This window comes from Bacillus siamensis KCTC 13613 (assembly GCF_000262045.1).
GTDB lineage: Bacteria > Bacillota > Bacilli > Bacillales > Bacillaceae > Bacillus > Bacillus siamensis.
Genome location: NZ_AJVF01000023.1, coordinates 45,016 through 68,846 on the forward strand (window position 1 = coordinate 45,016; position 23,831 = coordinate 68,846).

Sequence of the window (23,831 nt, forward strand, 5' to 3'; positions counted from 1 at the left end):
ACCCGAATGTTGGGAATATTCAATCTACAGCGGCTGAAGAAGCCGCCTCCGGCTGACTTCTTCTATAAACCTAAACGCTCAAAGATCAAGTCGACGTTTTTCAGATGATAATTGTAGTCAAAGCAATCGGCAATCTGTTCCGGTGTAAGACGGGAGGTGATTTTTTCCTCCGCTTCGACAAGCTCGCGGAACGGCACTTGTTTTTCCCACGCTTCCATCGCTTTCGGCTGAACCGTGTCATATGCTTCTTCACGAGGCAGACCCGTGTCGATTAAAGCGAGCAGCACGCGCTGAGAATAGATTAAACCGAGTGTGCGGTCCATGTTGCGTTTCATATTTTCCGGGAATACCGTTAAGTTTTTGACGATATTGCTGAAACGGTTCAGCATGTAATTCAGCGCGATTGTCGCGTCAGGAAGAATGATGCGTTCAGCCGATGAATGAGAAATGTCACGCTCATGCCATAACGGAACATTTTCGTATGCCGTCAGCATGTACCCGCGGATCACACGCGCCATGCCCGTCATATTTTCCGACCCGATCGGATTCCGTTTATGAGGCATAGCCGATGAACCTTTTTGTCCTTTTGCAAAAAACTCTTCCACTTCACGTGTTTCACTCTTTTGAAGACCGCGGATTTCCACTGCGAATTTTTCAATGCTCGTCGCAATCAAAGCCAGTGCCGCCATATAATCCGCATGACGGTCCCGCTGCAATGTCTGAGTGGAAATCGGCGCCGCTTTCAGGCCGAGTTTTTCACAGACATACTGCTCTACGAACGGATCAATATTTGCATACGTGCCGACCGCGCCGGAAAGCTTCCCGACTTCGATCCCTTCTTTTGCCTGCTTGAAACGTTCAAGGTTGCGTTTCATTTCTTCGTGCCAAAGCGCGAGCTTCAGACCGAATGTCGTCGGTTCCGCGTGTACGCCGTGCGTGCGGCCCATCATGACCGTGTATTTATGTTCTTTCGCTTTTTCTTTTATAATGTCAACAAATCTCTCAATGTCCTTGAGCAAAATCTCATTCGCCTGTTTTAATAGATAGGAAAGAGCGGTATCCACGACATCTGTTGACGTCAGGCCGTAGTGAACCCATTTTCTTTCTTCGCCTAATGATTCTGAAACCGCGCGGGTGAATGCCACGACGTCATGGCGCGTATCCTGCTCGATTTCCAAAATGCGGTTAATGTCGAAAGACGCGTTTTCGCGCATGACTTTAACATCTTCTTTCGGAATGACGCCAAGCTCAGCCCAGGCTTCACAGGCTAAAATCTCGACTTCCAGCCATGCCTGGTATCTGTTTTCGTCCGTCCAGATCGCGGACATTTCAGGTCTTGAATAACGTTCGATCATTATGCTCGTCCTCCGTCTCTTTTCATCCATATGTTCGTGATGTCCTGAATCCATTTTTCATCAGGCTCCCGCAAAAACGTTATATGCCCCATTTTGCGGCCTTTTTTAATTTCATGTTTTCCGTACAAATACAGTTTGGCTTCTTTTAAAAGCTCCGTATGCTCCTCCGCCAGCTTCACTTCATCACCGAGAAGATTCACCATCATTCCCGGTTTGAGCAGATCGGTTCGGCCGAGAGGAAGTCCGCAGACCGCTCTGATGTGCTGTTCGAACTGGCTCGTTTCACAAAGGTCGAGCGTATAATGCCCCGAATTGTGAGGACGCGGCGCCAGTTCATTGATCAAAAGGTCTCCGTCTTCTGTGACGAACATTTCTACCGCAAGCGGCCCGACAAGCTCCAATTTCTCCGCGAGCTGAACGGCAAGCGCCTCTGCCCGCTTTTGAACCGTTTCCTCCGCTCTCGCGGGCACGATGCTTTGGAACAGAATATTATTTTTGTGGATATTTTCAGCAGCCGGAAAGGTTGAAATCTCTCCGTGCACCGATCTTGTCACGATAACGGAAAGCTCCATCCGGAATGACACCCAGCTTTCCAGTATGCACGTGCCGTTTTCTAGCAGCGCGGCCGCTTCATCTGTCTGTCCTTCTTCCTTAATGACAAATTGACCTTTCCCGTCATATCCGCCGCGGCATGTTTTCAGCACTGCCGGAAGCCCCAATGACTGAACGGCTTCCTCAAGCTCCCGTCTGCTGTTTACGATCCGATAAGGAGCGACCTGACATCCGGCTGACTGGATCGCCTTTTTTTCCGTTTCCCTGTTTTGGGTGATAAGCAGCAGCTCGCTTCCTTGGGGAAGGTATGCATGTTCTTTGAGCCAGTTGAGCGCCTCGTAATCGATATTTTCAAATTCGTACGTAATGATATCGCTGACTCCGGCCAATTTTTGAATCGCTTCACGGTCATTATACTGGGCGGTAATCTCAATATCGGCGATCTGTCCGCATGGCGAGTCTTTCACGGGATCGACGACTGCGACTTTATAGCCCATCTGTTTTGCGGCGACAGCCATCATTTTTCCGAGCTGTCCGCCTCCGATAATGCCGATGACGGCGCCGGGAAAAATCGTTTTTTTATCAGACAAGCTGATCACTGCTTTCCAGCACCGTTTGTTTTGTCGCATTTCTTCTCGCCTCTAGTTTATCCGCAATATCACCGTCAAATGCCGACAAAATTTGCGCGGCTAACAGACCCGCGTTCACTGCGCCCGCTTTCCCGATCGCCGTCGTCGCGACCGGCACGCCGCCGGGCATCTGTACGATAGACAGAAGAGAATCAAGCCCGTTAAGCGATTTCGTCTGAACCGGTACGCCGATCACCGGCAGCGTCGTTTTGGCCGCCGTCATTCCCGGCAGATGCGCCGCTCCCCCGGCTCCGGCAATAATGACTTTTAAACCCCTGTCTCTGGCGCTTTCTGCATATTCAAACATCAAATCAGGCGTCCGATGCGCGGATACTACCTGTTTTTCATAAGGAATGTGAAGTTCGTCAAGTATGTCGCATGCATGTTTCATTGTCTCCCAATCGGAGGTGCTTCCCATGATGATTCCTGCTAGCGGCTGCATTCTGTTCCCACCTTCTCATGCTTTGTTTTTCAGAAAAAAAAAGCCCGGCTTATATTGCAACTATGAGGAAGCAATACAAACCGGGCATGGCGCGCGTATCGTCAGTCGTTCGCTTCTGCGATATCCATGTCAGCTGTTTATCACTTTCCTGCATAGTCCGGCCGTTTACGGCAGCCGGGTAGAAACTTATGGGCCATATTCCCAAGATTATATGAGGTCGTGTTTTGATTTCATGTTTATCTTAACAACGGACTTGGATAATGTCAACGACATTATCGAACGATATAAAAATTCTTTCTTTTAATGTTCGTGTTTAGATCAATTTCCCTTCAAATACGATTTTTTTCCCGCAAGGAACAACTTGAATTGATCCATTTTCTTTCTTTTCTGTAAAGATCGGCTCTTCCATCCGCCGGACGGGCATATAGCCCTCTTCCTTCATTAAAGTAAGAATGGTGTCGATCGTTTCGTGTTCCGTTACTTCAAACCGTTTTTTCTTTGGCTTTGTCATTCCTTAATTCTCCTCTTCTTCACTGCTTTCACCCAGAATCCGCCGTGGATCGCTTTCGGCTCAAAAGCGATGATAAACGCTTTTTCATCGAGCGTTTTAATCGTATCATACAGCTGAAGCTCATATTTGCGCGGCGTCAGAATCTGCATGGCGGTCCGGTCCCCTTCAAGGCCGCCCGCGACCCAGCTTGTGACTCCGTATCCTTTTTCCCGAAGCTGTTTCGGCAGGTCCAGATCAAGCTCTTTCGTAATGACATTGACTGTTATGTAGCCGAGCGCCAGTTTTTCTTCAATTTTCATTCCCACTATGACGCCGAGGCCGTAGCCGAGCGCGTAGGCAATGACGTTTTGAATCTGATTCAGATTGCCGAGCACGAGACTCAAGCCGGTCACATACACAAGGATTTCAACCGTACTGATGCCTGCTGCAAAATAGCGCTGCCCCTTTAATGTAAGGATCATCCTGATCGTAAAGAAAGAGACATATATAATATTAATGATGAGAATAATGAGAACCATACCTATACTGTTGGATAAAATCGTCTGCATCATTGATTCCCCCTCCTCTGACTTTGAAAAGCCAATCTTTCAATTAAGGATAGTTTACCCTCTTTTGATCATTTTCAAAAGAAAAAAAAGCCCGCCCCAAGGCAGACTTTCAAACTCTTTTCAGTGAAGCTCAGCTTTCTTCAATCGTTTGACCGCTTCATATTCCTTTTCAAGCTCGCTCAGCGTGTATCCGGACAGTTCCTGAACATGGTTTTGGTATAACCCTGAGCGGATCAGCTTGGTCCTCAGATGCTGTTTTTTCCGATTAATGGCTTCTCGCAACAACGGGGCCATCCTCATCATCCTTTCCGAATCATAAAGATTAATGCCGCTTTCCAATTTCTGTTGCTCCCATCATATATCGGACGGCTTTTCAAAACAACACGCTTTATTAGAAATATTTGTAAACATTGTGAAAGACAAATTTCGACTTATAAAGGGATCAGCGAGGCAGTAAAGTACTCTGAAATAAGCGGCCAAGTCACAGCCGTAAAGACGAGCATGATGATGACCGCCGCAGAAATACAGTACATCACGTCGACGGCAGGATTCTCAGCCGATTTGTACAGAATCTGCACAAACTGCACCATCGCCGATGCAGCCAGAAATAAGGTCAGCGCCGTAAACACCACGGTGATAACCGGCAGATTCAATATCGCGAAAATCATCCACACGATAGAGCAGACGACAGCCGGAACAAGAAGTGAACCGACTCCCGCGGCCGCATCCCGCATCGTAATTTTCTGTTTCAGCAGATAGCGTGATACAAGCCAGACCGCGCCGGCCGCAGCGGCAAAAAAGACGAGCGAATACACGAGAACGACGGTAAAGCCGTCAAAAAACGTGTGATGCCGTTCCCCGTATCCAAGCGGTCTCTGCTGGCTCGCCCTCAGCTGAAACCAATTTCCGGTTGAGAAAAAAATACTGAATACAAGCATTGAAATAAGAGCATATTTAAAGCGGGAAAAGCCGTCTTCTCCAACGACCTTCACCGGTGATGTCAAAATGCGCAATGCGAAACGGCAATAACGTTTGACCGCGGCCCATACAGAAGCGAGTTTTTCCGTAAAAGCCGGAGCCGGGCGCCGTTCCTTTTCTTTCTTCTTTTGCTTTTGATAACGTCCCGCTTTTCTGGACATTCTCGAGAGCGGTTCCTCATCAGTTCCCTGATGCTGTTTTTCTTCTTCCAACGTTTCTTTTCTTTCTTCCGTCATGTCAGCAACTCCTATCAAAAAAATACGGCGGAATTTGTTAAGCAAGAAAATAAAACACTTATATAAGGTACCGAAGCGTCCTTCATCAGTCAAGCGGTTTTCTTCACCCGGACACCTACATGACGTTTTATATTATGTATTGGTTTTACGGAATAGGACAAAAACAAAAAACCGGCTGTCCTCAGCCGGTTTTTCCGTTATTTCAAGAAGATAAAATACAGGATAAAGATGACGAACAGCCCGTACATAATCGGGTGGACGCTTTTTCCTTTTCCTTTGCAGATCATTGTAATCGGGTAGAAAATAAAACCGATCGCAATCCCCGTCGCAATGCTGTACGTCAGCGGCATCATAATCATCGTTAAAAATGCCGGCACAGCCACCTCGAATTTATCCCAGGCGATCTTACCGAGCGGCGCCACCATCAGCGCGCCGACGATAATTAAAGCCGGAGCCGTCACATTCGTGGTGACTACTGACAGAAGCGGCGAGAAAAACATCGCCAGCAAAAAGAGAATGCCCGTCACAACAGCCGCGAACCCGGAGCGCGCTCCCGCCGCAACGCCTGAGCTTGATTCAACATAAGAAGTCGTTGTAGACGTACCGAGCACGGCTCCGATAACGATTGAAGTTGAATCTGCCAAAAGCGCTCTTCCCGCACGCGGAAGTTTGTTTTCCTTCATCAGTCCGGCCTGTGTCGCTACAGCTACCAGCGTACCGGCCGTATCGAAAAATCCGACGAACAGGAAAGTTAAAATGACAATCAGCATTTGTACGGAAAAGATATCCGGAAGGTGCATCCACGCCTGTCCGAAAGTCGGCGCAAGACTCGGCACGCTGCCGACAATGTGTGTCGGAACCGGAATCAGCCCGCAGATCATACCGGCAACCGCCGTCAGAAGCATTCCGATAAATACGCCGCCGTTTACGCGAAGCACCATCAGAATGACCGTCACAATAACACCGAAAACCGTCAGCAACACAGGCCCGCTGTGAATATTGCCGATAGATACCAAAGTCGATGAGTTCGCTTCAATAATGCCCGAACCCTGCAAACCGACAAATGTAATGAATAAACCGATACCCGCGCCGACCGCTAATTTCAGCTCAGGCGGAATCGCATTAATGATTTTTTCCCGCAATCCCGTCAGCGAAAGCGCTACGAAGATAATTCCGGAAATCAAGACACCGGAAAGCGCAGCCTGCCATGAAATCCCCATGCCGAGGACGACAGAGAAAGCAAAAAACGCGTTTAATCCCATACCCGGCGCAATCGCGATCGGATACTTTGCAATGAGCCCCATTAAAATACACCCGGCCGCAGATGCAAGAGCTGTAGCGGTGAACACCGCGCCCTGATCAATTTTTAATGCTTCCGGAAATCCTTTCACACCGTTTAAAGACAATGTGAGCGGATTGACGAACAGAATGTACGCCATTGACAAAAAGGTCGTTAAACCGCCGATGATTTCATTACGATAGCTTGTCCCCAGCTCATCAAACTGAAAAAATTGCTTCAAGCCAATTGCCTCCTTCATTCTCTCCCATTTATTCTGCCCGTTATCCGCCAAATAAAAAACGCCCCAAATACATTTGGGACGCTTGACTACATACGTTCAGTCTGAATAAATAAGAATGGATTATTTATATCAAACGATTGAGATTGATCCGTAGTCAAGCCATTTACGGTAGCTTGGTAGAAACTTGCGGGCCATATCCCCGCCATTATACGATATCTGCATATTTGATTTCTGAGTCTATTGTATCAATTCAATTTTGAAAACTCAATAAAAAAAACGAACAATCTTGTTTGAAAAAATTAGTTTATTCGTCAATTGACCAATAATGGAAGACGGCAAAAGCCGCCTTCCTGACATCATTTTCCGTCCGCAGGCCGGACCGGCACCGAGAATGTGATCCCCTTGTCATCCGCCAGCAAGTTCATAACCGTTTGATTGACGTACAAAGCATATGAATCGAATGAAAAATCGCGCAATGAATAGTCTTTATCTGATGAATCATCTAATTCAAAAACAGATTCCATTTCACCCGTTTTAAGGTTCGTGACTTTCGCCTTATTCCCTTTCAGATAATAGCCTTTTTCATACTCATGAAGCGATGGCCAGGTTTTCATTTTTTTCGTATTGCCGAGACCGATTGATTCACCGACATTCATCAACTGATCTTTATCCGTTTTGCTTACATCAATTCCGCTGAATTGATAATCGACAATTACCCGTCTGCCTTGCTGTTTGATCTTTTTGATGGTGATGCCGACATGATGATGTTTCGTTTTATAACTGACGGGCAGTTTTGTTTTCAGAGGCACGATTTCTCCAGGCTCTGATTCTGATTTTACATCACCCGTGATGAAAAGTGTTTTCGCTTTCGGGTCTATCGGTTTGCTGAATTGAGTTTGGCCGCGTACTCTTTTCCCGCCGCCGGGAAGGTTCTTTCTGCTGCCAAGTTCAATATTCGACATCGTCATTTCATAATGGTTTCCAGCATCATCCGATGCCTCGTAAATCGAGATGGCATCATTTTTAGCAGCATCGTGAAAGTCGACTGAATACAGGAGAGCCGATCCCGTCGTTCCGTTTTCCGCCCGGATATCGAAAAAGCGGTATAGTCCGTGATTTACATTCACAGCTTTCGTTCCTTCAAGAGAAACTGACTTTTGTTTTTTAATCGGGAGTGTAAAGCGCCAGTTTCCGGGGATATCCTTGATTTGTTTAATGACAAGCGGAAGCTTATCACCGTCTTTCATCTTTGGGCCGTCCGCAAAAAAGCGAAGCTGCCCCCCGTACTGCCCGTCTTTCATTTTTTTCATGCCCTGACTGTCATAATCCAAAGATAATATATTCCGGCTGTCTTTATAATCGACTTCAAAAGGAATATCCTCCTCATCAGATTTCAAATTGTCAACGGTAAAATTGTAAACGAGCTGTCCGCTGTCGTAATACACACTTTTCACTGTAACCGTAATCCCGCGCGATTCCGCTTTCTCGTTCAGTTTTGTCACCAAATTGCTTTTAAACAGCGCAGAACCTGCCTTATCCTGAAATACCCTGTAAATCTGCCCGGCAACAGGGATGTTTCCCATAGCCGTATTAACGGAGGGCATGAACAAGCCTGAGGACAGATACAGAATAAACAAAGCAGCAGCAACCGCGAGGCTGTTTATCACTTTTCGTCCCCATCTCCGTCTGACGGCGCCTTCTTTTCCGGCACGGACAGCGGCGCTATGTATCACGTTTTTCAATTCAGCTTTCGGCACGTCAATGTCCTGATACAATTGCTTCATTTGATGCTTTTCCATATTTGTTTATCCTCCTTTTCCAGCTCCTGCTTCAATGCTTTTCTCGCCCTGTGGAGATGCGTTTTTACAGTGCCTTCCGCCATACCGGTCTGTTCAGCGATCATGGCAATCGAGAAATCTTGAAAATAATAAAGCTGAATGGTCAGCTGTATATGTTCGTCAAGCGTTTCCAGGGCATTCCGAAGATCTATGTATTCTTCAATGTTCTTATTCTCCGCGCGTGTATCATGTTGCGGCTCAAACGGGATAACGTCTCCGTTCTTTTTCCTCATTGCAAAAATCGTATTAAGCAAAATCCGGATCAGCCACGTTTTAAAATATTTCGGCTCCTTCAGCTGCGCGATATGAAGAAAAGCCTTGTAAGCCGTTTCCTGCACTGCGTCCAGCGTATCTTCTTTGTGATGCAAATAGAGATAAGCTGTTTTATATAAAGTATCCTGATGGGTTGTGATCAGTTTTTCAAAGGCTGAGGCATCACCTTTTTTCGCCTTTTTGATCAATCGTTCTTCCTTCACCTTATCCACCTCCTATGCTGTTAGATATAAATCTGGGCAAAACGGTTTCAAAAAGATAAAAAAAACGCCTCTTTTTTAAAAAGAGGCGTTTTTTTATTGATTTATTCCCACTCAATAATATATGGCACTTTAAAAACCTTTAGAATATTAATTTTTTTAACTGTAGACATTAATTTGGTGGGGGTTTCGGTGGTCTACCAATATTATAAATAAATTCACCAAGTGCCAATTTATAATTTAATCCCATATAAACATAAGATCTTCAATTTTTAAATGTACCTGTTTTTATACGTATTTCTTTCCTAAATCGTCCGCATTTATAAAATTGAAATGGTAAAGAGCTTTTCCCTCTAATAGCAAAACAATATTATTGCATATTTTGCCTAAAATTTAATTATATTGTATAATTAAATGTTAAAGGCTTTAATCAAAAAAGGAGAGAATCTAATGTCCTATACAATTGTTTTGGATACAAATATTATATTTAATGATTTTTTCTTTAAATCTGCAAATATGAAAAAGTTACTCAAATTAACACAACATGATAAAATAGAACTCTGTATCACGAAGTTTAATTATCATGAAATTCTAAAAAAGTTCAGGGATCAAATTAGACCTCAGATTAAAACAATAAAAAGTGCTAGAGCTGATTTAAATAAATTAGGAGCATCCCAAATAATTGATTTTGATAATTTAAAAGCTGATACATTTGTTGAAACATATAGGAATACTCTTGATGAGATAATTAATGAAAATAACATTAAAATCATTGGTTTCCCTAAATCAAAGGATGTAACTGAAACAATCTCACTTAAATACTTTAATAATAAGAAACCATTTGATGAAAATAAGGCTTCTTTCCAGGATGCAATTATATGGGAAAGCTTAGTAGAATATTGTTGTGACAGCCAACCAGATCAAATTGCATTTATCTCAACTAACCATAAAGATTTTGCTAATAAAGATAAAAACGATATTCATAAGGATTTAGCAGAGGATATTCAAGATTTATCATATTATAAGTCATTATCGGAATTTTTAGTAAATGAAGAAGATAATTTAAGAGACTACTTTATTGATAACTTTGAGTACGATGAAGAATCATTATTAACTAATTTAAAATCATTCTGTGAAGAAAATTCGTTTATGCAAGATACAATTGATGACATGCTATTAAATGAACAATTTGAAGGTGAATATTTTAGTGGTTGGGGTACTGATGGATATATTGAGAATTACCATATTTCTATAAACGAAGTTTCTATGGATATTGAAGACAAAACTTTGTTGGTGCATTTTGACATCGAAGCAGATGTAAGTTTCAGTATTGAAACATTAGACCCGACATATGAACGCGGAGATCCTGGCGATGGAATGATGTCAGAAAGTAGTAGTACACAAATTTTGATTTGTAGTAATATAACTTACTTGTTAGAGAGTGAAGAACTAATAGATTATGTTGAATTACACAGAGAATTTTGTTAATATTTTGAATCCATTTTGATTAACTTTTTCAAAATGGATTCTTTTTATTTACCGTAGAATACTAGTTAAAACGATGTTTAATCATACTTTATTTTAAAGCAACACCACACACTAATGCTATTTACAGTCTTTAACTTCTTTTAAAAAAATCCAAAGAGAGAAGATAAATTAAATTCTTCATAATTGTTATTCTCCACTTAAAGCACTCTTATTTACTACTTGATTCCCATTAAATTTAATCTTTGTTTGTTCAGCAGTTTTGATTTCTATATTTCAAGTCATTGCATCCACAATTGCAGTATCTGCCCCACTCCACATATGAGCATAGTGTTTTAAAGTAATCTCTGGACTTGAATGTCCCATACGTTGTGATAATACAAGAACAGAAACATTAAATTCATTGATTAGATACGAAGCATGAGAGTGACGCAATCCCTTTGCTTGAATCCTAGTTACTCCTGCGAATTGAGAATAGTGTTTAATGATTCTGCTTATTGTCGATTTAATCATTGGCAATCCATCATAACTAAAAATAAAGTCATTTGAATTACCTAACCCTATCTCCAATTGTCTATTTCGCCATATTGTTAATATATTTATTGTATCACTATCAAAAGCAATTATTCTCTTTCCATCTTCCGTTTTTGTATATGAATTTCTTTTCCATTCACTTCTCGTTTTCATAATTAACATATGATGGACACGTAAACGTTTATTTTTTAAATCGACATCATTCCACCATAAAGCAGTGCCTTCATTCACTCGTATTCCGGTCATATAGCAGACCCACAGCATAACAAAATTCAGATGTTCATAAAAATCTTCTATTTTTATTTTTCATTGTAATCTCTTCCTTTTTAAATTGATATCCCGTTGAAAATAATTATCCAAAAACGGTAATCAATATAATGGATATATTTATTTTGGCAGACTACTTTTTTGGCGGGAAAATGAATCCCCGCCAATTAATTTCTTTTTCAAACGAATATTTCTTCTTTAATTATTAACCTTTTTAGAATTAAGAAGAATACGCTTATCAAAGAGTTCTTCTATATGAATGATTTTGCTTTTTAGAGGAACGAGTAAATTCTTTACATCATCTTCACTACATTCATAACGATTTGTTGAAAGGTTTGCTACTAAATCTAATTTGATTAATACTGTGTCTAATCTTTTATTTAATAATCTTTGAAATTTATCCTTTTTTTAATAATATGTAATTCTCCTCCTTTCTAATTGAATTAATCAATAATGATTTCTCCATTTGGACCAATATGGTAATCCCCGTTCCCAATTGCTACAGATTCCATATACTCCTCTAGATACTCAATGACTTCGAGTTGTTCCTCATCTGACAAATTTTCAAACTCTTCTTCAAACATTTCGGTTAATACCTCCTCAATTGAATTTCATCACGCAAATAAACACCAAATTGCGTTAAAACAACATTAACACCATAAAAACACCATGTCAACACCAAAATAACATACAATTGCGTGATTTTTAATTGATTATTATTAAAAAATATATTCACCCGAGAAAAAGGAAAAATAAAAAGGCTAATCTAAAATGATTAACCTTTGTTTTTATGTGTTTATATTTCTTCTTATTTCTTCTTTTCCATTTGTTCAACTTGATTTTTTAGTGCATATCCAATAGCAAAACCTTGAGTTACTTTTCCTCCTCCAGATTCTTCACTAATTAACTTTTGCAACTTTGTTAAGTTCTCTTTCGCTTCAATGGATAATGTAATTGTCATTCTCATAAAATTTCCTCCTATGCTTAAACATCCTATTAGGTGTCATTTTACCATCAATATGGTGACTTCACAATTTAGTTGAATAATCATGAATACAACCTTATTAAAAAACCCCCCCAAGAATTATTTCTTGGGGGGTTTTTTGGTGGTTAGTACTATTGTATATCAAGCATTTAAAACATTTAACATGTTGAAAAACACTTTAGATAGGCTTTATAAACATTATTAGATTAATGCTGCCTTACTCCCACTCAATCGTTGCAGGCGGCTTGCTCGTAATGTCATACACGACGCGGTTGATGTGTTTCACTTCGTTGACGATCCGTGTTGAAATCACTTCAAGCACATCCCAAGGGATACGCGCCCAGTCAGATGTCATGCCGTCGATTGATGTCACGGCACGGATACCGATTGTGTAATCATACGTTCTCGCATCTCCCATGACGCCGACGCTGCGGATGTCAGGAAGAACCGTGAAGTACTGCCAGATGTCGCGCTCTAGGCCGTGGTTTGCCACTTCTTCACGCAGAATCGCGTCTGATTCACGAACGATTTCAAGTTTTTCTTCCGTTACTTCGCCAAGTACGCGGATGCCAAGACCAGGGCCAGGGAACGGCTGACGCCATACGATATCATCCGGAAGGCCGAGCTCTGTGCCAAGCGCGCGCACTTCATCTTTGAAGAGCGTGTTTAACGGCTCGATCAGTTCAAACTGCATATCTTCAGGAAGTCCGCCGACATTGTGGTGAGATTTGATCGTTTGCGCCGTTGCAGTACCGCTCTCGATAATATCCGTGTAAAGCGTTCCTTGCGCAAGGTAATCGATGCCTTTAAGCTTGTCCGCTTCATCATCAAACACGTAAATGAATTCGTTGCCGATGATTTTGCGTTTTTGCTCAGGATCAGAAACACCTTTCAGCTTGTTTAAGAATCTGTCTTTCGCATCAACTTTAATGACATTCATATTAAAGCCTTCGCTGAACGTTTTCATGACGCCTTCCGCTTCGCCTTTACGAAGCAGGCCGTGATCGACGAAAATACAAGTCAGCTGGTCGCCGATCGCTTTATGAATCAAAGCAGCCACAACAGAGGAATCAACACCGCCGCTTAGCGCGCAAAGAACCTGCTTGTCTCCGACTGTTTCGCGGATTTTTTGCATTTCGATTTCGATAAAGTTTTCCATTGACCATTTGCCTTCACAATCGCAAACGCCGAAGACAAAGTTTTTCAGAAGATCATTGCCGTATTCAGAGTGGCGCACTTCCGGGTGGAACTGAACACCGTACCAATTCTTGTCCGCTTTGCTCATCGCTGAATTCGGGCAGTGATGGCTTGTTGCGTCAACAGTGAAGCCTTCAGGAACTTCTACAACCAAATCGCCGTGGCTCATCCACACAACCTGTTCTTCCGGAAGATCTTTGAACAGGTCAGGAGTTCCTTGAATCTGAATGTTCGCTTTTCCGTATTCGCGCTGGCTTGCCGCCTCGACTTTTCCTCCGAGATAATGAGTCATCAGCTGCATGCCGTAGCAGATGCCTAATACAGGAATATCGAGTTCAAAGATTTTTTCGTCACAGCGGAAAGATCCTTCATCATATACACTGTTCGGTCCGCCTGAAAGGATAATTCCTTTTGGATTCATTTCTTTGATTTCCTCAGCTGTCAACGTATGGGGATGCAGCTCGCTATATACGCCAAATTCACGGATCCGGCGGGTAATCAGCTGGTTATACTGACTGCCGAAATCAAGAACAAGAATCATTTCATTCACTAACTTCGTCATGGTTGTCACCTAATCTCCTCTAAGTTTTTGACACAGAAAAAACGGAGGACAAACGTTCAGCCCTCTGTCGCGCAAGACTTGTACGGAAGCCCGGCTTTTTAACGCTCCCGGGCTCCCATTTAACATTCATTTATTCTAACAACAGGACGATATGCGGTCAAGACTATCTTGTTTTAATTATATTTTCCCACAACTGTCCCGATTCATTCCAAAGCTCCGCGGCATTATCCCTGCGGTATAAGGCCCGCTCATAGCGCAGCGTCAGCTCGGACATGTCGTTTGTACCGTATGCCTCGTCAATCCTCGCGGCAAAATCGCGCAGCGTTTCTCCGTCTCCTCTGCTGAATCCTTTTCGTTTCAGCTGGCGGAGCAGCGCGGCATATGCGTCGAAAAAGACGTCTTCATCCGTGCGCCGCTTCAGTCTGGCTGCTGCAGCGTACGGAATCCAGCGCGCGCGGAGCAGCCAGGCGAGCGCCGCCGCGGCTGAAATCACGAGGATGACGGCTGCATACGGCCACAGCTGTGCCGCGGTTTTGTTGCGGATCACAGGATGCGGTGCCGCACTGTGCTCCCGCTTTTTCGGTGCTTCTTCTTTTTCAGGCTTTGTTTCCTGACGCTGCTTGTCAGACGGTGTATCCGAATTCCCCGCTGAGCCCCCGCTGTCTTTTCCCGCTGCTTGATTCTGCTCTGACGTAAACTCCGTCGGATTGGTGAAGCCTTTCGTCGGCTCAAACGTCACCCAGCCCTGATCGGGAAAATACACTTCAACCCATGAATGGGCGTTGTTGTTTGTGACTTCATAAATCTGGCCGTTATGGTCGCCTGCGCCTTTATACTCGCCGGATGTATAACCCTTCACCCAGCGGGCGGGAATACCCGCAGATCGGAGCAGCACGGCCATAGCCGATGAAAAGTTATCACAATAACCTTTTTTCGTTTCAAACAGAAATTGATCCACATAATCCTGATTGTGCTCCGGAATGGCGACATCCTGCGTATCATACGAAAATGCGGAAGATCCCAGATAGTCCTCGACAGCCTTCGCTTTATCAAACATATTATGATGATCCCGCGTCAGCCTGTCCGCAAGCTGTCTCACTCTTTCCGGAACGCTGTCCGGAAGCTGTAAATACCGATCATTGAATTGGTTCTGCTCACGGTATCGTTTCACTTTCACTTTTCTGAGATCATTCAGCTTAAAGACGGGCGCGTGAAAAGTCACCGTGTACCGTCCCATATTGCGGATGTTGCCCACTTGTTCACTGATCGGCGTGATTTGCTCGGTGTTTCCGTTCATCTCAAGCTGAATCGAGTGCTTCGGTTTAATATTGGAGAGGCCGATCGGATACATGACGTGATTATAAAGATAATTTTCATCAATGGACACCTGTGCCGTATAGCGTCTCGTCTGCACACGCCGGTCAAACCATATGTCTTCCACATTGCCGCCGTTCAGTTTATAGGACATGCCCTGGTCGGTCTCCACCCAGCCTTTTCCCGTATATGTATCCTTCGTTTCCACACGGAAGTACGCCCGCTCTTTTCCCTTCCATGTAAAAACCGGCGTATCGTCCTGCTGAAAAGGACCGCCCAATGTTTCATCATGATTGCCGTAGCCGATTTTGCTTTCAGCGGCGGGCACTTCTTTGTGATGTGTTATTTTTTTCAGAAACGGCACGGGGTCCGGCCAATTCGGATCTGATTTCGGAGCCGCCAGACCGAACACGACGGAAGCGCAGATAAACAGCGCCAGCGGCAGAAACCATTTGAAAATCAATCTTTTTTTAAATGCTATGTGTTCTGTCAGGCGGATGCGCTCCATATACAAAAGCCCCATCATCAAAAAGCCGATAAAGACGATCCGGATGACGGCGTATGCGGCATCATAAGGAGTAAATGTATCAAGTACGGTAATATACGCCACCGTCATGATAAAAAAGAATAAGATTTTCCGCTGATAGATCACCCAATAATGCAGCAAATACACAAGCAGCCATAAAAGCACAAAAAACAGCAGTGTGCGGAATGACGGGTTCATATCATTCCATCTTCCGGTTCCGATGTGCCGGACATTCAGCATCACGTCCCGCAAAAAAGAAGCAAGCCATTCCGGCTGAAAAACCGAACCTTTATAAAACAGCATGTGAATACTGATTAACGTAAACAGAATGCAGGACGGCACGGTGACGTACCACCTCATCCGGAAGAATGACAGCAGAAATGCCAAACCGATAAAGACGATGAAAAAACCGGTATGCTTTGTATCCGTAAAATTGTGCAGCGGCCTGAGCCATTCCCACAACAATAAAAAAGCGAGAAAATAAAACAGCAGCAGACTCAGCCTGCTTCCCTGGTTCTCGTCATGCGGCATGGCGCGCCACCTCTCTTTCTAAACAACATGGGACACCCGTTTGTCCCTGATCATTTGCACCTTGATATTCTTTTGAGCGAAGATGCGAGCGAGATTCCGTTCTTTTTCCGAAAGCACGGCATTCGTTTCTTTCGCCAAAAATACCGTCATGTCAGTGCGGACGGACTCAGCCTGTTTGAGGAGATCTTCTGTAAGACTGCCCGTCACGACGGCAATAAAAGCTTTGCGGACGCGCGAATCTGCCAGCTCTTTTCCTAAACGACCGCCTGCACCAGCTTCTTCCGATTCAGAAGCTGATGCCAGGTAACGCAGCACATTTCTGAAATGCTCTTCTCCCTCCCGGACGGGAAAAACAGTCCGGTCGCTCCCTAATGAAATAAATCCTGCGGGAGAGCCCTTCACAAGCGCGGTGTAAAGCAGGGATGCTGAGGCTGACACCGCGGCTTCAAATGAAGGAGACGGCCTGCAGTCCAAAAGGAAAATCATATCCGTGCTCTGCAGCGGGTCAAATTCCTTCGTCATCAGTTCATTGCGCCGCGCGGACGTTTTCCAGTCGAGAGCGGAAAACCGGTCGCCCGGCTGATAATTTCTGACGCCCGCGGCTATTGCGGAGCGGTGAACCTGAAACGGCGTGCCGGCACCCGCACCTTCTTCGCCTGATGCAGCCTGCTGCTTATCATGAACAGACCCGTACGCCGGGAATACTAAGACCGTATCCGTTACGGAAAATGAAGCCGTCTTGTCCAAGAGCCCGAGAACATCTCCCGTCCGCACTCTTATCGTATGGAATTGATGCTCCCCGCGCGGCGCCTGCGGCAGCTCATATTGTAACGTCAGCTTCTTTTGAAACCACGGAAATACGAGCTGTTTTGCACTGCGCCTCTCGCCAAGCGTTTCCGGCATCACGTCTTCAATGACCATATATGTCAGCGGGAACGGCAGGCGCCTCGTCAGCCTGATGGTGACAGACAGTCTGTCACCAGAAGTTAACCGGGCGGAAGAAATCTCACGCGCCGCCTGAAACGCCCGCAGCGGATACACGGCGACCAGCCCGGCGTAAACGATAAACGGCAAAAACGCATAAAATAAAAACCAGCTCACAAATCCGCCCTGAAACATGGCATAAGAAAAGACCGCCGCCGTCAGCACGGCCAAAATAAGCAGCTTCCAGCCGTATAACAGCCAATGCACTTTCTTTCTCATTAGCGGACCGACATCCTTTGAACGGGAACTTTTTCCGTTTGCATGATGTCTTCGATAACCGCTTCCGGCGTGACATCATTAAATTTCGCATCGGCAGTCAAGATCATTCTGTGCGGCAGCGTATACGGAGCCAAATACTGGACGTCATCAGGAATGACGTAATCGCGGTCATGAAGCAGCGCGTACGCCTGCGCGGCTTTCATTAATGAGATCGAACCGCGCGGACTTACGCCCAAATGTACGGACGGATGCCGGCGGGTATGCTGAGTGATGCCGACGATATACGCTTTAATTCCATCATCTACCCGCACCTGCTCCAGTTGTTGCTGGAGGGTGATGAACTGTTCTTTAGAAATGACGGGCTCGAAGGTTTCGAGCGGATTGCGCCCTTCCTGCAAAGACAGAACCCGAAGCTCCTCCTCGGCAGTCGGATAGCCCATGCGCAGCTTAAATAAAAACCGGTCAAGCTGCGCTTCAGGAAGCGGATACGTTCCTTCATATTCAACCGGGTTTTGTGTCGCCATGACGAAAAACGGCTCGGCCAGCCGCATTGTCTTTCCGTCAATCGTGACATTCCCCTCTTCCATCGCCTCAAGCAAAGAAGACTGCGTTTTCGGCGAGGTTCTGTTAATTTCATCGGCCAGCACGATGTTCCCCATAATCGGTCCGGGGCGGTACTCAAATTCCATCGTTTTCGTATTATAAATAGAGACACCCGTCACATCTGACGGCAGAAGATCCGGCGTGAATTGAATCCTCTTAAAGTCAGCTCCGATCAGCTTGGCCAAAGCGCGGACCATCATCGTTTTTCCGACTCCCGGCACGTCTTCCAGCAGCACATGCCCTTTTGCGAGAATAGCGGCCAGGCTGAGTATGGCGATGTCCCGTTTTCCTATGATGATGTTTTCAATATGCTCAACGGCTTTCTCCAGCAGCGGATGCAGCTCTTCTTTATAAGCCATTCTTCTCCCCCTAGTCATCTCTCAAATTTCAATTATTGTAACCTAACTTTACCACAAAATATAATCAGTATAAAAAAACGTTTCAGCGAATTGTGTTCAGTCCGAAAAGACAAAAAAGCTCCCTTTAGAAAGGAAGCTTTATTTCAGCTGAAGAGGCTCCATATGAACGTGTGAATGGTCGATGGCGTGTTCCTCTTTCATCCTGCGTTCTACCTCATTGGCGATATCATGGCTCTCTTTAATATTCAGATCAGACGGCACTTCAATGACGACATCAATATAAACGCAGCTGCCAAGATATCCCGCTTTAATACCTTTTAAACGGCTGACGCCAAGATGTTTCGATCGTCTGTTTATAAGCTGAAATGTCCGTTACATCGAAGCCATCTGTCAAAGAGTGGGATGATTCTTTTCAAAAACTAAGGAGACCGATCACACACCGTGACTGTATCAATCCAAGCAAGGCAGATTTGCAACTCAATGGTTAAGTTCACCTTAGGATTACATCGTTTCCAATGTTAATGGTTTTATGTATTCATATGCAGGCTGATAAAATTGATCAAAAAAACTTTTTCCATCCATTTTGGATTTACGAAATAGATAAGATTCATAGGTTAAAGCTATAGGAAACACTAAGCTGTTTTCTATAACTAATTCTTCTACTTTTCTATACATGTTATTTCTCTTATTAATATTAATTTCTTTTTTCGCATCTTTGAGGAGACCTCTAATATGAATAAGAGTTTCAGTATTCGCACGATAGATTTCTTTATCACTGCTGAAAAATAAAGATAAATCTTCCGGATCATTATAGTTAAAACTTGAGGAACTGACTAATATATGCTGCTGAGTATCTAAAAGGCTTTCATTTAAGGAAGAAAGTTCTGTTTTAACTACGTCGAAGCCTTTGGCACTCAATAATTGATATAGCTTGTTCTGCATTTCACGCAGATGAGAGTGTTCACTATAGTTATTGTAAACAATGATACTTAATTGAGGAATATACCCACATTTCAAAAGATAATTTTCCTTAGCAGCTTGAAAATTAAAATTTGTTAATTCTTCCTCATTATCAGGCATATCTAATATAGTTTCAGGTAAAAAACTATGAGCAGGCGAATATATTGATCTCTCTGATTTCGGTATGCTGGATAATAGATCTTCTTTGTTTATTGCTAAGTTAATTAAACCTCTTAATTCCTTCCACATTTTATCTTCATCATGTAACACAAAATATTCTAGAGCTATTGTGACGCTTATAGGGCTTTTCAAAATTTCAAACTCGTTTTCTGTTTGGTTTTCTGCTTCGGATAATAAATCAACTTGACTTACGTCTGTATATACCACAAACTGTAATTTTTCAAAAGAATCGATTCTTTCCTCAAAGTAATCCTCGTTCTTTTTTAAAGTCAAAACCTTAGAGTCTTCACTTAGGCTTTCATAGCAGTAAGCCCCTACTCCTATAGGGTTGTCTTTCCACACCCAGAGATCATTTTCTAAAAACTCTTCTCGCGGAACAATACTTAAGGCACTTCGAGTAAAGTATTTTAAAAAAAGCAAATTTAGATGTTTCAATTTTATTTTTAGTCTGTAATCATCAAAAACCTCTATGCCGGAACACATATTCGGAACATATCTATTTGTCTGACTTACCTCTTCATAACCTTCTATATCGGATAGTAATTCTGAAAAGGTGGATCTTGCCCCCTTCATCATTCCTCTGCATAAAGAAAACTCAATATCTCGGGCTAAAGCCTTTCTGCCATTGTGAAAGTAAATATCTTTTCTAAGTACAAGGAGGTATTCATTATCACAATCATTAATTTCCCATTGTTCAATAATGTTAGGCAATAAATGCCCTTCTTTGGACATCTTAAATAATGGAGGAAAAAGAGCTCTGCATATTTCATAATCACATGAATAAATATTAAAAGGAGAGATATTTTTAGAAATAGCCGAAACCCCCACTTTCAAGGTACTATTCATTCTTCCCACTCTCCAAGCCCTCTTTTATATATCTTTCTACTAGTCTTCTCGCTAGTATCTGAGAAGAATCATATATCTTGAGTTTAGTATGATTCGTACAAAAAAATAAATCAGTACAAGCACAAACTACTTCATTTATCCCTTCTGTTAAAAGAATATCTTCTATCGTTTTCCATTCATCCGTTACTTTTGAACAAACTCCTAATGTTTTAGTTTTTAAAATTAATTCATCAACTCTTTTTTGATACTCATCGTTCCAAAATACATTTTTACCTTTTAACTTTAGTTTTTCTTGATATAAATTGCTTTCCACAGTCCCTCTTGTAGCAAGTAAGCCGACTGCACTTCCTTCATTTTCTAATTCGTTTACTGTTTCATCAATTATATTTAATATAGGTATATGTGTCATTTGGCACAATTCTTTATAATATGAATGAACCACGTTACAAGGTATTGCTATAATCGAACAATTAGAATTGTTTAGTGAGTCAATTCCGACTTTTAATGCCTTTAACATCTCGCTGTCATCAATCGCTTTTTTAGGATGAAAAGGTGTTGGCAGCGAATATATTATCATGTGGGGAAAATCATCATCGAACTTTGCTCCATATAAATTTTCACAGCAGTCCAGAACAGATTCTAAAAATGGACCTGTTGATCTTGGTCCCATCCCTGCAAGAATTCCAATTTTATAAACCTCACTATTATTCATTCTGGTTCTCTCCTTGTTAATATCTTAGAGGTTAACAATTAAAATAAACCATACACTTAGTTAAACGATAAAATTTATTCTAAGTGTATGATTTAAGAAATTTATATTAAGCTAACTGCATAAAACGACTATCATTTACTTTAGTTTAAGTTCATATTTTAGAGGTATGCAAACATGACTGCCAGGGCTTCTGCTAAAACTAGATCGGCCTAGATCATTCACCGTAAACATTCTTTGAAGCCAACGATCATTCCCATCGTATTGTGGGGTAAAGGATGAGCGAGCGTGCGCTGCTAATCTGTTGTCGATAATAATAAGGTCCCCAGGACAGAGAGGTACTTTTATAGAAACCTTACTTAATGCTTCTTTTAATAATTCCAATGCCCATTTTGCTTCTTCAGTTATTCCTTCCATTAAGGAACAATGTATAACCATTTCTGGTGCTTGAATGCTGCCTGAAAGCACGGGTATGATCTTTGATAAGTCATCCGAATTAAATGAAGCAGGCGGGCTTAATTTATACAGAGGCTCTCTTAATGTTAATACTACTGAACTTGGCAGTAATTCTAAAGCATTAACTATAGAAGCAGTTTCTGTTTGTGCTTCGTTTTTATGGTCTGACCGTAAGCAATATAAAGCAAGGTGATCAGGTCTGTATGGATGTATAGCGTCTTCAGTATGATAAGTAAAAAAGACTTTGGAACCAGAGTTTTCCAAACCGCTTTCTTTCCCCTTAATCGGACAAATATCATGAATGAGCTGTCCATTTTTTTCATCAGCATACCCAATCGGCTCACCCATATACAGCATGAATAGCACTAGACATAATTCACTAACAAAGGTGATCTTATCCAAAGAAGGATTGCCATCATCAGGAGTCTGAGGTAAAATATCGTCTGTAGGCAAGTTTTTAAATAAAATCGTTCCTTCTCTGTTAGAATTTCGCTTAAAATTAATTAGAGCACTCTTTACTCTGTCTGGAAGATTATGCGAAACAAATTGTAATCTATTTAGGTCAGAATTATTAATAGCATTTGGATTGAAATTAATATCCTTTATTAAGTTCTCAATTAATTCTTTTTCAGCTTGTGATATTTCTAAAACTACACCTTCACTCATACCTAGAGACGAACTTTTTCCTTCGGTAAGCAAGGTTGACAATTTAATCTTCCCCTTCCAAAACTCAAGTTAATGAATCTTATAAAATTATTTTTTATTATAATATTACTGTTTTACAAAGCTTTTATATTCATACTGATGTTCTTTGATAGCATTCATTACATCTTTATAAACTTGATTTGTTTCCCCTTTAAAGATGTATCTGGCCGGAATCTTCAAATATCCGCCGCTTCCATCCAGTACGTCTCCTTTACTCCGTAAATACTCTTCTACTAAAGTTGACAATTTCCCTTTAAATGAAGTGTTTTTTTCCATTAAACAAGGCAGTTCTGCTGGAAAAGGAATTAAGAGATAGCCTGAAGATACTCCTTCATCCAGCCGCACATCTGAAACTTCTTCCCCTAATTCAACTTTTAACTGATCAGTTACAGCATCTCTGCCAATCAATAGGCTTACACATCTTGGTATATCTGCTCCTCCCATACGGGCTCCAATTTCCATAAAAATAGGTTCGGGCTTGTCACTTTTCTCATCTACAATTAATTCAAGATGGAACATCGTATTGTTTATTCCCAAGGCATTAACGGTCTTTTGGGTAAAGTCGATGAGCCCCTCATATAACATAGTCTCATTCTTATCTACAGAAACCGCTCCCAATGGACTTTGTTGAAAGAATTTTATTGGTGGATTGATATACCGAAACGGAATACAAAATTTTAATTGATTATCCTTTACTAATCCATCAACGTGAAATACTGTTCCCTCACAATATTCCTCGCATTCCAAGTCCTTAAATTCTATGTGTGGCAATATTTCGTCATACTCCTCTTGATTATGAAGAATATGAACTCCTTTACTAGCAGCCATTCTCCTAGGCTTTATGACAATAGGAAAGCCTGCTTGGTTAATAAATTGTTCTAACTCCTCTACACTGTCGCATTTACTAAATTTAGGAGTTCTTAAGCCGGATTGGCTGACAATCTCTTTCATCTTTACCTTATCTCTGGCATTTAGAGCCTGTTCAAAAGATAGACCCTCTAATCCCTTTTCATCTCTTAATTTCCCTGAATTCAATATATCCCATTCACTCAGAGCTATTAACCGATCTATACTTCCTCCTTTTTTTTCAATCTTTTCAAATGCTGTACGAATGTTATCCAAAGAGTTAATATCCTCAACAAGCTCTATGATAGAATTTTCTAAAATATTTTGAGATAAACCTTTATTGCCTTCAGCGTCAACAATATAACTTACTTTATATTCGTTATGATTCATTATCTTTTCATAATCAGGTTTTTCAGAATCCCATCCTACTGACCAGCGATTAATAATACATATGTGTTTAGTCATTATACTAGTCCCCTTT

21 protein-coding genes, 2 pseudogenes and 2 riboswitches are annotated in these 23,831 nt (G+C 42.4%); of the genes and pseudogenes, 1 reads left to right on the plus strand and 22 read right to left on the minus strand.

Annotated elements, in window-relative coordinates; translation table 11 throughout:
* Positions 1-62: 62 nt before the first annotated feature.
* From purB to Y79_RS0106875, 10 genes are all read right to left on the minus strand, one after another.
* Positions 63-1,355, minus strand: a complete 1,293-nt coding sequence (purB, locus tag Y79_RS0106830; protein ID WP_016937017.1) for an adenylosuccinate lyase — start codon at positions 1,353-1,355, stop codon at positions 63-65.
* Positions 1,355-2,536, minus strand: a complete 1,182-nt coding sequence (purK, locus tag Y79_RS0106835; RefSeq protein WP_045926633.1) for a 5-(carboxyamino)imidazole ribonucleotide synthase — start codon at positions 2,534-2,536, stop codon at positions 1,355-1,357. The genes purB and purK overlap by 1 nt, the downstream gene beginning before the upstream one ends.
* Complete coding sequence (purE, locus tag Y79_RS0106840; protein ID WP_003155768.1) at positions 2,490-2,978, minus strand: 5-(carboxyamino)imidazole ribonucleotide mutase; 489 nt, start codon at positions 2,976-2,978, stop codon at positions 2,490-2,492. The genes purK and purE overlap by 47 nt, the downstream gene beginning before the upstream one ends.
* 133 nt (positions 2,979-3,111) lie before the next feature.
* Positions 3,112-3,213: riboswitch (purine riboswitch) on the minus strand.
* Positions 3,214-3,291: 78 nt separating this feature from the next.
* The gene (locus tag Y79_RS0106845) at positions 3,292-3,489 is read right to left on the minus strand and encodes an NETI motif-containing protein (protein WP_003155772.1); all 198 of its coding nucleotides are present in this window, start codon (positions 3,487-3,489) and stop codon (positions 3,292-3,294) included.
* A complete protein-coding gene (locus Y79_RS0106850; RefSeq protein WP_016937019.1) occupies positions 3,486-4,040 on the minus strand; it encodes a DUF2179 domain-containing protein in 555 nt (184 codons plus the stop codon). The genes Y79_RS0106845 and Y79_RS0106850 overlap by 4 nt, the downstream gene beginning before the upstream one ends.
* A gap of 117 nt (positions 4,041-4,157) precedes the next feature.
* On the minus strand, positions 4,158-4,331 hold the full coding sequence (locus Y79_RS01000000120010; protein ID WP_076982558.1) for a Fur-regulated basic protein FbpA: 174 nt from the start codon (positions 4,329-4,331) through the stop codon (positions 4,158-4,160).
* Between the two features lie 137 nt (positions 4,332-4,468).
* The gene (locus Y79_RS0106860) at positions 4,469-5,251 is read right to left on the minus strand and encodes a hypothetical protein (RefSeq protein WP_016937021.1); all 783 of its coding nucleotides are present in this window, start codon (positions 5,249-5,251) and stop codon (positions 4,469-4,471) included.
* A gap of 197 nt (positions 5,252-5,448) precedes the next feature.
* Positions 5,449-6,771: an NCS2 family permease gene (locus Y79_RS0106865; protein ID WP_003155780.1), complete on the minus strand. Its 1,323-nt coding sequence runs from the start codon at positions 6,769-6,771 to the stop codon at positions 5,449-5,451.
* A 131-nt stretch (positions 6,772-6,902) separates the two neighbouring features.
* A riboswitch (purine riboswitch) is annotated at positions 6,903-7,004 on the minus strand.
* 123 nt (positions 7,005-7,127) lie between these two features.
* Positions 7,128-8,570 (minus strand): DUF4179 domain-containing protein, encoded by a 1,443-nt coding sequence (locus tag Y79_RS0106870; protein ID WP_016937022.1) that lies wholly within the window; start codon positions 8,568-8,570, stop codon positions 7,128-7,130.
* Positions 8,552-9,085, minus strand: coding sequence for a sigma-70 family RNA polymerase sigma factor (locus Y79_RS0106875; protein WP_016937023.1), 534 nt, complete (start codon positions 9,083-9,085; stop codon positions 8,552-8,554). Before Y79_RS0106875 ends, Y79_RS0106870 begins: the two co-directional genes overlap by 19 nt.
* A 447-nt stretch (positions 9,086-9,532) precedes the next feature.
* Between Y79_RS0106875 and Y79_RS0106880 the strand changes: the two genes are divergently transcribed.
* The gene (locus Y79_RS0106880; protein WP_016937024.1) at positions 9,533-10,570 is read left to right on the plus strand and encodes a PIN domain-containing protein; all 1,038 of its coding nucleotides are present in this window, start codon (positions 9,533-9,535) and stop codon (positions 10,568-10,570) included.
* Between the two features lie 186 nt (positions 10,571-10,756).
* Here Y79_RS0106880 and Y79_RS1000000120365 read toward each other — a convergent pair.
* The 12 genes and pseudogenes from Y79_RS1000000120365 to Y79_RS0106940 all read right to left on the minus strand — a co-directional run.
* Positions 10,757-11,407: pseudogene (locus tag Y79_RS1000000120365) on the minus strand (site-specific integrase); the annotation flags it as partial.
* Between the two features lie 404 nt (positions 11,408-11,811).
* Positions 11,812-11,952, minus strand: a complete 141-nt coding sequence (locus Y79_RS1000000121385) for a hypothetical protein (protein ID WP_016937026.1) — start codon at positions 11,950-11,952, stop codon at positions 11,812-11,814.
* 224 nt (positions 11,953-12,176) lie between these two features.
* Positions 12,177-12,335 (minus strand): hypothetical protein, encoded by a 159-nt coding sequence (locus Y79_RS1000000121200; RefSeq protein WP_016937027.1) that lies wholly within the window; start codon positions 12,333-12,335, stop codon positions 12,177-12,179.
* A 235-nt stretch (positions 12,336-12,570) separates the two neighbouring features.
* Positions 12,571-14,112 (minus strand): glutamine-hydrolyzing GMP synthase, encoded by a 1,542-nt coding sequence (guaA, locus tag Y79_RS0106900; protein WP_007408887.1) that lies wholly within the window; start codon positions 14,110-14,112, stop codon positions 12,571-12,573.
* Between the two features lie 163 nt (positions 14,113-14,275).
* Positions 14,276-16,483 carry a DUF4129 domain-containing transglutaminase family protein gene (locus Y79_RS0106905; protein WP_016937028.1) on the minus strand — a complete coding sequence of 736 codons (2,208 nt, stop codon included), beginning with the start codon at positions 16,481-16,483 and terminating at the stop codon, positions 14,276-14,278.
* Positions 16,484-16,501: 18 nt separating this feature from the next.
* Complete coding sequence (locus Y79_RS0106910) at positions 16,502-17,686, minus strand: DUF58 domain-containing protein (protein ID WP_016937029.1); 1,185 nt, start codon at positions 17,684-17,686, stop codon at positions 16,502-16,504.
* The gene (locus tag Y79_RS0106915) at positions 17,686-18,648 is read right to left on the minus strand and encodes an AAA family ATPase (protein WP_016937030.1); all 963 of its coding nucleotides are present in this window, start codon (positions 18,646-18,648) and stop codon (positions 17,686-17,688) included. The genes Y79_RS0106910 and Y79_RS0106915 overlap by 1 nt, the downstream gene beginning before the upstream one ends.
* Before the next feature lie 138 nt (positions 18,649-18,786).
* Positions 18,787-19,121: pseudogene (locus Y79_RS1000000120710) on the minus strand (cation transporter dimerization domain-containing protein); the annotation flags it as partial.
* A gap of 28 nt (positions 19,122-19,149) precedes the next feature.
* Positions 19,150-20,634 carry an ABC transporter substrate-binding protein gene (locus tag Y79_RS0106925; protein WP_016937032.1) on the minus strand — a complete coding sequence of 495 codons (1,485 nt, stop codon included), beginning with the start codon at positions 20,632-20,634 and terminating at the stop codon, positions 19,150-19,152.
* Entirely contained in the window at positions 20,627-21,346 is a 720-nt protein-coding gene (locus tag Y79_RS0106930; protein ID WP_016937033.1) for an aspartate/glutamate racemase family protein, read from the minus strand. The genes Y79_RS0106925 and Y79_RS0106930 overlap by 8 nt, the downstream gene beginning before the upstream one ends.
* A 135-nt stretch (positions 21,347-21,481) precedes the next feature.
* Complete coding sequence (locus Y79_RS0106935; RefSeq protein WP_016937034.1) at positions 21,482-22,507, minus strand: TauD/TfdA family dioxygenase; 1,026 nt, start codon at positions 22,505-22,507, stop codon at positions 21,482-21,484.
* A gap of 63 nt (positions 22,508-22,570) precedes the next feature.
* Positions 22,571-23,815, minus strand: a complete 1,245-nt coding sequence (locus Y79_RS0106940; RefSeq protein ID WP_016937035.1) for an ATP-grasp domain-containing protein — start codon at positions 23,813-23,815, stop codon at positions 22,571-22,573.
* Positions 23,816-23,831: the final 16 nt, after the last annotated feature.

What these genes read in the sequence shown, in the direction of transcription:
- Y79_RS1000000121385 (WP_016937026.1), bottom strand. Translation starts at nt 11,952, where the DNA reads ATGTTTGAAGAAGAGTTTGAAAATTTGTCAGATGAGGAACAACTCGAA.
- Y79_RS0106915 (WP_016937030.1), bottom strand. Translation starts at nt 18,648, where the DNA reads ATGGCTTATAAAGAAGAGCTGCATCCGCTGCTGGAGAAAGCCGTTGAG.
- Y79_RS0106940 (WP_016937035.1), bottom strand. Translation starts at nt 23,815, where the DNA reads ATGACTAAACACATATGTATTATTAATCGCTGGTCAGTAGGATGGGAT.
- Y79_RS0106925 (WP_016937032.1), bottom strand. Translation starts at nt 20,634, where the DNA reads ATGAATAGTACCTTGAAAGTGGGGGTTTCGGCTATTTCTAAAAATATC.
- guaA (WP_007408887.1), bottom strand. Translation starts at nt 14,112, where the DNA reads ATGACGAAGTTAGTGAATGAAATGATTCTTGTTCTTGATTTCGGCAGT.
- purK (WP_045926633.1), bottom strand. Translation starts at nt 2,536, where the DNA reads ATGCGACAAAACAAACGGTGCTGGAAAGCAGTGATCAGCTTGTCTGAT.
- Y79_RS0106930 (WP_016937033.1), bottom strand. Translation starts at nt 21,346, where the DNA reads ATGAATAATAGTGAGGTTTATAAAATTGGAATTCTTGCAGGGATGGGA.
- Y79_RS0106905 (WP_016937028.1), bottom strand. Translation starts at nt 16,483, where the DNA reads ATGCCGCATGACGAGAACCAGGGAAGCAGGCTGAGTCTGCTGCTGTTT.
- Y79_RS0106910 (WP_016937029.1), bottom strand. Translation starts at nt 17,686, where the DNA reads ATGAGAAAGAAAGTGCATTGGCTGTTATACGGCTGGAAGCTGCTTATT.
- Y79_RS0106870 (WP_016937022.1), bottom strand. Translation starts at nt 8,570, where the DNA reads ATGGAAAAGCATCAAATGAAGCAATTGTATCAGGACATTGACGTGCCG.
- Y79_RS0106845 (WP_003155772.1), bottom strand. Translation starts at nt 3,489, where the DNA reads ATGACAAAGCCAAAGAAAAAACGGTTTGAAGTAACGGAACACGAAACG.
- Y79_RS1000000121200 (WP_016937027.1), bottom strand. Translation starts at nt 12,335, where the DNA reads ATGAGAATGACAATTACATTATCCATTGAAGCGAAAGAGAACTTAACA.
- Y79_RS0106850 (WP_016937019.1), bottom strand. Translation starts at nt 4,040, where the DNA reads ATGATGCAGACGATTTTATCCAACAGTATAGGTATGGTTCTCATTATT.
- Y79_RS0106880 (WP_016937024.1), top strand. Translation starts at nt 9,533, where the DNA reads ATGTCCTATACAATTGTTTTGGATACAAATATTATATTTAATGATTTT.
- Y79_RS0106860 (WP_016937021.1), bottom strand. Translation starts at nt 5,251, where the DNA reads ATGACGGAAGAAAGAAAAGAAACGTTGGAAGAAGAAAAACAGCATCAG.
- Y79_RS01000000120010 (WP_076982558.1), bottom strand. Translation starts at nt 4,331, where the DNA reads ATGGCCCCGTTGTTGCGAGAAGCCATTAATCGGAAAAAACAGCATCTG.
- purB (WP_016937017.1), bottom strand. Translation starts at nt 1,355, where the DNA reads ATGATCGAACGTTATTCAAGACCTGAAATGTCCGCGATCTGGACGGAC.
- purE (WP_003155768.1), bottom strand. Translation starts at nt 2,978, where the DNA reads ATGCAGCCGCTAGCAGGAATCATCATGGGAAGCACCTCCGATTGGGAG.